The sequence below is a fragment of the Anaeromyxobacter oryzisoli genome, from assembly GCF_022690765.1.
GTDB lineage: Bacteria > Myxococcota > Myxococcia > Myxococcales > Anaeromyxobacteraceae > Anaeromyxobacter > Anaeromyxobacter oryzisoli.
On the sequence record NZ_JALCZA010000057.1, the window covers coordinates 21,103 to 28,891 of the forward strand.

6 protein-coding genes are annotated in these 7,789 nt (G+C 73.4%); 2 read left to right on the forward strand and 4 right to left on the reverse strand.

The annotated features are described in order from the left end of the window. Positions 1-75 precede the first annotated feature (75 nt). Complete coding sequence (locus tag MNZ27_RS16635; RefSeq protein ID WP_242395218.1) at positions 76-435, forward strand: LuxR C-terminal-related transcriptional regulator; 360 nt, start codon at positions 76-78, stop codon at positions 433-435. Between the two features lie 73 nt (positions 436-508). On the opposite strand, the gene tkt is transcribed toward MNZ27_RS16635, so the two are convergent. Beyond that, on the reverse strand, positions 509-2,509 hold the full coding sequence (tkt, locus tag MNZ27_RS16640) for a transketolase (protein WP_242395219.1): 2,001 nt from the start codon (positions 2,507-2,509) through the stop codon (positions 509-511). A 163-nt stretch (positions 2,510-2,672) separates the two neighbouring features. On the opposite strand from tkt, the gene MNZ27_RS16645 reads away from it, so the two are divergent. After that, entirely contained in the window at positions 2,673-3,098 is a 426-nt protein-coding gene (locus MNZ27_RS16645; RefSeq protein ID WP_242395220.1) for a hypothetical protein, read from the forward strand. A gap of 8 nt (positions 3,099-3,106) precedes the next feature. Here the strand turns inward: MNZ27_RS16645 and MNZ27_RS16650 are convergent, their stop codons facing one another. The 3 genes from MNZ27_RS16650 to MNZ27_RS16660 all read right to left on the reverse strand — a co-directional run bounded on the left by MNZ27_RS16650 (position 3,107) and on the right by MNZ27_RS16660 (position 7,402). Beyond that, a complete protein-coding gene (locus MNZ27_RS16650) occupies positions 3,107-3,871 on the reverse strand; it encodes a hypothetical protein (protein ID WP_242395221.1) in 765 nt (254 codons plus the stop codon). After that, positions 3,868-5,430: an AAA family ATPase gene (locus MNZ27_RS16655; protein ID WP_242395222.1), complete on the reverse strand. Its 1,563-nt coding sequence runs from the start codon at positions 5,428-5,430 to the stop codon at positions 3,868-3,870. The genes MNZ27_RS16650 and MNZ27_RS16655 overlap by 4 nt, the downstream gene beginning before the upstream one ends. A gap of 214 nt (positions 5,431-5,644) precedes the next feature. Beyond that, complete coding sequence (locus MNZ27_RS16660) at positions 5,645-7,402, reverse strand: CARDB domain-containing protein (protein ID WP_242395223.1); 1,758 nt, start codon at positions 7,400-7,402, stop codon at positions 5,645-5,647. Positions 7,403-7,789: the final 387 nt, after the last annotated feature.

Below are 7,789 nucleotides of genomic sequence, written 5' to 3' on the forward strand. Positions count from 1 at the left end.
CGGCTCGGGCGACCGCAATTCGAGAAACCGGCGACGCAGGCCCATAGGGGCCCTTCCGGTAAGGAAAAGACGACGATGGCCCAGATCGATATCGAGATCCTGACGCCGTTCGCTGCCAGGTTCATGGAGGGCACGAGCCTGACGCCCGCCGAGCGCGCCGAGGTGCTGCGGATCGCGCAGGGGTTCGCGTGCAAGGACTCCGCTGCCGCCGCGGGCGTCTCGCCGGAGACGATCCGGGCGCGGCGCAAGCGGATCTACCGCAAGCTGGACGTGCCGGGCTCGGGCGAGCTCCTCGCCAGCCTCCTGTCGCTCTCGCTCAAGATGCTCGCGAAGGGCGAGCGGATCGAGCCGCGGCCGGTGGCTCCGGCGCAGCCGCAGCCGCAGCCCGGCGCGGGCATCGGCGCGGGCGCGCCCGCCGCGATGATGGGGCGCTGAGCGGAGCGGATCGACGGGCCCCTCGGGTCCGTCGATCCCGTCGATCCGATCGCGCGCGCGGGGAGTGCGGCCGCTACCGCGTGCCGCCGATCCACCCCGCAACGCGCTCGGCGACCTTCGCGGGCGTGAACCCGAACTCCTCGGCGAGCGCCTTCTCCGGCGCGCTCTCGCCGAAGCGGTCGATGCCGAGGACGAGGCCGTCCTTGCCGGCCAGGCGCCACCACTCGACCCCGAGCGCCGCCTCCAGGACCACGACCTTCTGCGTCGGCGGCAGCACGGCGTCGCGCCAGGCCTGCGGCTGCGCGAGGAAGCACTCGAGGCACGGGACCGACACGAGGCGTCCCGGGGTCCCCTTCTCCGCGAGCAGCGCGAGGGCCGCCTGCGCGAGCGGGACCTCGGAGCCGGTCGCCACGATCGTGAACACCGCGTTCGTCGGCGACTCGACCACGTAGCCGCCCCTCGAGATCGCGTCGCGGTTCGCGCCGCCCGCGCGGTGGACCGGCGCGAGCTTCTGGCGGGTGAGGACGAGCGCGGTGGGGCCGTCGCGGCGGGTGAGGGCGTGAGCCCAGCCGAGCGCGGTCTCCTCGGGATCCGACGGGCGGACCACGTGCAGGTTCGGGATCGCGCGGAGCGCCGAGAGGTGCTCGATGGGCTGGTGCGTCGGCCCGTCCTCGCCGAGGAAGATCGAGTCGTGCGTCCAGACGTAGATGACCTGCAGGCGCGCGAGGGCCGCGAGCCGGACCGCCGGGCGCATGTAGTCGGCGAACTGGAGGAACGTCGAGACGAACGGGATGAAGAGGCCGTCGTAGGCCATCCCGTTGGCGATGGCCCCCATGGCGTGCTCGCGGATGCCGAAGTGCACGTTGCGGCCGCCGTAGCTCCCCGCGGCGACGGAGCCCCCGCCCTTGATCTCGGTGAGGTTCGACTCCGCGAGGTCGGCCGAGCCGCCGGCGAGCGCCGGGACGATGGGCGCCGCCTTCTGGAGCAGGGCCTGGGAGAGCTTCCGCGTCGCGTCGGCGGGAGGCAGATCGCTCGTGAGCCGGTCCGCGATCCGCTCGGGCACCCAGCGCTCCACGTGCGCGTCGAGGAGGGCGGCCTGCTCCGGGTGCGCCGCCCGCCAGGCCTCGGCCGCGCGCGTCCAGGCCGCCTTCTGCGAGGCCTTCCCGGCCTGCACGCCGGCCCAGAGCTCCCGGACGTCGTCCGGGACGAGGAACCGCGGCTCGAGCGGCCAGCCGAGCGCCTTCTTGGTCGCCGCGAGCTCGTCGGCCCCGAGCGGCGCGCCGTGCGAGGACGACTTCCCGGCCTTGTTCGGCGAGCCGAAGCCGATCACCGTCTTCACGCGGATGAGGCTCGGCCGCGAGAGCTCGGCCTTCGCCGCGACGAGGGCGCGGTCGATCGCCTCGTGGTCGCGGCCGTCCACCGCCTGCACGTGCCAGCCGTAGGCCTCGAACCGCTTCGTGACGTCCTCGCCGAAGGTGATCGAGGTCTTGCCGTCGATGGTGATCCCGTTGTCGTCGTAGAGGTAGACGAGCCGGCCGAGCCGGTGGTGGCCGGCGAAGCTCGCCGCCTCGGCGGAGACGCCCTCCATGAGGTCGCCGTCGCCGCAGATCGCGTAGACGTAGTGGTCGGCGATCGGGTTGCCCGGGCCGAGCTGGGCGGAGAGCATCGCCTGCCCGAGGGCGAAGCCGACGCCGTTCGCGAAGCCCTGACCGAGCGGGCCGCTCGTCACCTCCACGCCGGGGAGGAGCCCGAACTCCGGGTGACCCGCCGTGCGCGCGCCCTTCTGGCGGAACTTCTGGAGATCGTCGAGCGAGACGTCGAAGCCGGCGAGGTGCAGCAGCGCGTACAGCAGCATGGAGCCGTGGCCGCCGGAGAGGATGAACCGGTCCCGGCCGATCCAGCGCGGCTCGCCCGGATCGAAGCGCAGGTGCCGGGTCCAGAGGACGTGCGCCATGTCGGCGGCGCCCATCGGCATGCCGGGGTGGCCGCTGTTCGCCTGCTGGACCGCGTCGGCGGCCAGCATGCGGATGGTGTTGACCGCCTTCTCGACGAGCTCAGGGCGCGCGTTCTGCAAGGGCTTGCTCCTCCGGGGGGCAAAGAGGTGCGCGGAAGATCGCCCACCCCAACTCCGAAAAGCAAGAGGCACGGGCGAACGGGGGAGCCGCGGGGAGGCGCCCGGCGGAACGTCCGGCGCGCGGTGGCGATCAGCCGGCCCTCGCGGCGGGTAGAATGACGGCGTGTCCCTCCAACGCGACTGGATCCTGAGGCTCGCAGAGCAGCTCTCGCAGGCGATCGCCCGGGTGGCCGCCCTCCGGCGGCAGGGGCGGGCGGACGAGGCGGTGAAGGAGATCGCCAACGCCGCCGCTGGGCTCGCGGGGATCGATCTCGCCATGGCGGCGTCGGTGGACGCGGCGATGCTCGCGGGCTTCGTGAAGGAGCCGCCGCGGACCGCGGCGCTCGCCCGGCTCATGCTGGAGCGGGCGGAGGTCGCGCGCGACGCGGGCGACGGGCCCGGGGACCGCGCCTGGCGGCGGCGCGCGGTCGAGCTCTGGCTCGAGGCGGGCGCCGCGGGCGCGGAGCTCGACGCGGACGCCCGCGCGGCGGTGGCGGCCCAGCCGGCCGACGCGCTCTCGCCGCGCGCCCGCGCCCTGCGTGATCGCTGAGCCGGTCGCTACAGCCACCAGCGTCGCGTGAGGCGGCCCGGCGGCGCGATCAGGACGAGGGCGAGGAAGACGGCGAGGCCGAGGAGCGGGCCGCCGCGCCGGTGGACCAGGCCGGAGAGGCCGAGGGCGGCGAGGGCGAGCACCGCGGCGGCGGCGACGACGCCGGCGGTGAGCCGCCAGCCGGGACCCGGGAGGAGGCGAAGCAGCCGGAGGCCGAGCGGGGTGGGATCGTACCTGCCTCCCCAGCGGCCGAGCCCGCCCCCCCACCCGCCGTACTCGGCGTCGAGCCGTCGTCGCTCGTGCTCGCCCACCTCGCGGGCCATCGCCTCGGCGAGCGCACGGCGCGCCCTCGCCTGGTCCGCGGCGTCGCGCGCCTGGAGCGCGCGGCGGCCCGCGTTCGCCGCCTCCTCGCGCGCCGCCTCGGCCTCGCGCGCCGCCCGGAGCCGCTCGTCGAAGGCGTGCTGGTCCGGCGTGTCGAGCCGCGCCCCGCAGCCCGGGCAGGCCGTCGCGAAGGCGTGCGAGTCCGTGCCGCAGCGGGCGCAGCGCGTGAACGGCCGCGCGCCGGCGGTGTCCGCGAGCTCCAGCGACGGCTCGGGCGCGGGGCCGAAGCGCCCGAGGCTGGCCCCGGTCGCCGGCGCGGGGAGCGGAGTGGCGGAGGGGCGCTCGACGCCCTCGAACCGCTCCGCGCGCGGAGCGGGACCCTGCGGACCGCCGGCGTCCCGCCGCGCCGTCCGGCGACGCTCGAGGTGGCGGAAGCGATCGAGCGGGTTCACGGCGTCGCCTCCTCCTCGCACGGCGTCGAGGCGGGGCGCGTGCGGGCCCGGGCCCAGGCGCGGAGCCGCTCGATCTCCTCGCGCATCGTGGTCGAGAGCGGGAGGGACTCCGTCACCGCCCGCTCGAGCTGCGCCTGGGAGAGGTCGGTCCGCTCGGCGAACGCGTCGTAGAGCGCCGAGATCACCGCCTGCTCGATCTCGGCCCCGCTGAAGCCCCGCGCGCGGGCGGCGAGCGCGGCGGTGTCGAACGCCGCCGGGTCGCGGCGGCGCTTCGTGAGGTGGATCTCGAAGATCTCCCGCCGCTCCGCCGCGGCGGGCAGGTCGATGAAGAAGAGCTCGTCGAAGCGTCCCTTGCGCAGCAGCTCGGGGGGGAGCTGCTCGATCCGGTTCGCGGTGGCGACCACGAAGACCGGGGCGGTCTTCTCCTGGAGCCAGGTGAGGAGCGCGCCGAAGACGCGGGCGGACACGCCGCCGTCCACCATCCCGGACGACTGCGAGCCCGAGAGCCCCTTCTCGATCTCGTCCACCCAGAGCACCACCGGCGCGACGCTCTCCGCGACGCGGATCGCCTTGCGGAGGTTCTCCTCCGACGAGCCGACGAGCCCGCTGAAGATGCGCCCCATGTCGAGCCGCAGGAGCGGGAGCCCCCACTGCGCCGCGATCGCCTTGGCGGTGAGGCTCTTCCCGCAGCCCTGCACGCCGAGGAGGAGGAGCCCCTTCGGCTGGGGCAGGCCGAAGCGGCGCGCCGCCTCGGAGAAGGCCGCGCCGCGGCGGGCGAGCCAGGCCTTGAGGGCGTCGAGCCCGCCCACGTCGGCGAGCTTCGCGTCGGGCGCGAAGTACTCGAGGAGCCCGCTCTTCCGGATCACCTGCCGCTTCTCCTCGAGGACGAGCGGCACGTCGGCCCGCGAGAGCCGGCCGTCGGTCGCGATGGCCTTCGCGAAGGCGCTCTCGGCCTCGGAGAGGGTGAGCCCGAGCGCCGCCTGGACGAGCTGATCGGCGTCCGCGTTGGTGAGCTCGACCTTCGCGTTCTCGCTGCGGCGCACCACCCCGACGATCTGCTTCAGCAGCTCGAGCAGGTCCCCGTACGTCGGGAGCGGGACGTCGAGGACGGAGATCTCCTTCTCGACCTCGGGCGGGATGACGAGCGAGGGCGAGAGCAGGATGGCCGTCGCGTAGGTGGACTTGAGGGCGTGGGCGAGGTCGCGCAGCGCCCGCACGACCTGCGGGTCCTGGAGGTAAGGGTGGAAGTCCTCCAGCACCACGAGCGACGGCTCGGAGAGCTTCTCCACCGCGGCGAGCGCGTCGAGCGGGCTCTGGGCGGCGGGGAGCGGCCCCTTCGCCCCGTCCAGCCGCCGGAGCCCCTTCGTCGCGGACCAGCCGAGGAGCGCCTTGCCGTGGCTGCGGGCGAGGTCGGCCAGGATCGCCTCGACCCGCTGCTCCTCCGAGGTGACGAGGTAGACGAGCGGGTAGCGGGCCCGCACCAGCGTGTCGAGCTCCTGGACGAAGGGCGGCAGCGGGCGGGAGGGCCCGGCGGGTGCCGGGTCACCGGGGACTTGCATGGCAGGGAGTCTACAGCGGACCGTGGCGGCGAACGAGCGCCCGCCCCGTCGGGCGGGCGGAGCGAGTCGTCGTTCGGCCCGATTCTCGCGTGGCGGGCCACGTCGTCGAGAGGGATTTGCGGGAGCCGCGGGGCGCGCAAACGAAGCGGGGCGGCGGGCCAGCACGGACCCACCGCCCCGCAGCCGTCGTCTCGGCGACGGTCAGGCGTCGGAGTTAGCTGCCGGTGACCTGCACAGCGTTGCCGGTGAGGACGTTGTTCGACTCGTTCGTCTCGGCGACGTAGTTGTAGAGGTCGGCGGTCGCTTTCCAGGTGCCGGCGCCGTTGACGCCCGCGGGGACGGGGACGGAGACGGAGCCGGTGTAGCTCTGTCCCGCTGCGAGCGCCGGAACGGATGCGGTCACCTGGTACCAGACGCCTCCGCTCGAGTTGAGCAGCTGCACCCAGATATTCGACCCGCTCGCCGCGCCTGCGCCGGCCGCGTTCGTCACGGTGTAGCTCACAGAGACGGTCTGCCCGGCGAGCGCGGTCGGCGGGCCGCTCAGCGCGGACACCGTGAGGTCGGCCCCGGTGACCTGCACGGAGTTGCCGGTAAGGACGTTGTTCGACTCGTTCGTTTCGGCGACGTAGTTGTAGAGGTCGGCGGTCGCCTTCCAGGTGCCGGCGCCCTTGACGCTCGCGGGGACGGGGACGGAGACGGAGCCGGTGTAGCTCTGTCCGGCTGCGAGCGCCGGAACGGATGCGGTCACCTGGGACCAGACGCCGCCGCCCGAATTGAGCAGCTGCACCCAGACATTCGACCCACCCGCCGCGCCTGCGCCGGCCGCGTTCGTCACGGTGTAGCTCACGGAGACGGTCTGCCCGGCGAGCGCGGTCGGCGGGCCGCTCAGCGCGGACACCGTGAGGTCGGCCCCGGTGACCTGCACGGAGTTGCCGGTGAGGACGTTGTTCGACTCGTTCGTTTCGGCGACGTAGTTGTAGAGGTCGGCGGTCGCCTTCCAGGTGCCGGCGCCGTTGACGCTCGCGGGGACGGGGACGGAGACGGAGCCGGTGTAGCTCTGCCCGGCTGCGAGCGCCGGAACGGATGCGGTCACCTGGGACCAGACGCCGCCGCCCGAATTGAGCAGCTGCACCCAGACATTCGACCCACCCGCCGTCGAGCCTCCCGCGTTCGTGACCGTATAGCTCACGCTGACGGTCTCAGCGGCCAGCGCCGTGGCCGGGCCGCTCAGCGCCGACACGATCAGGTCGGGACCCACGCTCACGCTGTTCCCGAAGAGCTCGTTGTTCGTCTCGTCGAACTCGCTCACGACCCCCGGCGTGGGATCGACGACCGCCTTCCACGTGTACGTGCCCAGCGTGCTCGGGACCGTGACGGTCGCATCGAGGTCCACCGTGGCGCCCGCGGCGAGCCCGGCTGCCACGTCCACCAGCTGCGACGCGACCACGCCCGAAGGCCCGATGAGCTGCACCGCGACCTGGAACGCGGCCGCGGCCCCGCCGAAAGAGTCGTTGCCGATCGTGACGCGGACCGTCGCCGCGGCGCCCGGCGCAGCCGCGGACGGGCCCTTCACTGCAACGACGGTGAGATCGGGCGAGTGGTTGTCCACCAGCGCGGTCGCGGTCACGTTCGCCGGGTTCCCGGTCCCGTCGTTCGCGTCGGCGTAGGTCGCCATGATCGTGTCGTTGTCCTTGGCCTCGAGCACGCCGTTCCCCACGACCTCCGCGCCCGCGACGAGCTGGATCGTGCCCGTGAACACGCCGCTGCTCGGCTCGGTCTCGGTGAGGGTCAGGACCTCGGGCTGGACCGCGCTACCCGCGATCTGGATCGTCACTTGGACCGTGTCGGCCTGGCTCTTGTCGACGTCGAGGTCCGAGTCCGCGAGCGTCACGACGATGAGCTGCTTCGGCCCGTCTGGCGACGGCGCGCGGTAGCGCGGCTGATCGAGCCGGAGCGTCCCCTTCGGCGTCACCGTGATCGCATCGCGTCGCGTGGCGATCGCGTCCTCCGCCTCGTTCCCGCCACACGCGGCGACCAACGCGGAAACCAATGAAAGCGCGACCAGGAACTTCTTCCTTCGGCAATCTGACACCAGTAATCCCCCCTACCGCCTTCGTGAGGCGGCGATTGGCGCATCCCCGAAAGGGGCCTGCGTCACCTTGTACGGTGAGTGGAGATGATGTGTATCTTGTTTACGGAGGGTGTCCTTGCGGAGCGTCAAATGAAATGACGGTAAGTCCTCGCCGTAGCCCGTCGTGACGGGATGCCGCGCGAGCGCGACGCTCGCGGGCATGGATACGGAGACGACGAAGGCGGCGGCCCAGATCCGGGCGGAGGTCCGCGCGCTGGGGACGCGGGG

What these genes read in the sequence shown, in the direction of transcription:
- MNZ27_RS16635 (WP_242395218.1), top strand. Translation starts at nt 76, where the DNA reads ATGGCCCAGATCGATATCGAGATCCTGACGCCGTTCGCTGCCAGGTTC.
- MNZ27_RS16655 (WP_242395222.1), bottom strand. Translation starts at nt 5,430, where the DNA reads ATGCAAGTCCCCGGTGACCCGGCACCCGCCGGGCCCTCCCGCCCGCTG.